We start from the raw sequence: 411 nt of genomic DNA on the forward strand, positions 1-411 counted from the left end.
AAAGAATGCTGTGCACTCAATCACAGCTACTTCAACTAAGACATCACACTCCGCTGCATGTCCCGAAAAATGGGGGTTCAGAAATGTAAACAAATGCAATAAAACAGATAGTGTTATTGTATTAGCTGAATGCAGGTAGCGGGCTATGCATATTTATCCCCTAACTACACGAAAGCGTTTCTTCAGACTAAGGCTTTTATTTAGACAATAAAAAAACCCCAGCAGGATGACCTACTGGGGTTTCTAATAGAAGCCTGACGATGACCTACTCTCACATGGGACCTCCCACACTACCATCGGCGATGCTTCGTTTCACTTCTGAGTTCGGGATGGGATCAGGTGGTTCCAAAGCTCTATGGTCGTCAGACAAAACTTCGGTTGCTGATACTTGATCAACAACACTTAATTCTG

Annotated in this window: 1 rRNA gene; it reads right to left on the reverse strand. The window is 43.3% G+C overall.

What is annotated here, in order from left to right:
* Positions 1 to 252: 252 nt before the first annotated feature.
* Positions 253 to 367 (reverse strand): 5S ribosomal RNA (gene rrf, locus A3761_RS01045).
* Positions 368 to 411: the final 44 nt, after the last annotated feature.

This window comes from Oleiphilus sp. HI0123, from assembly GCF_001635315.1.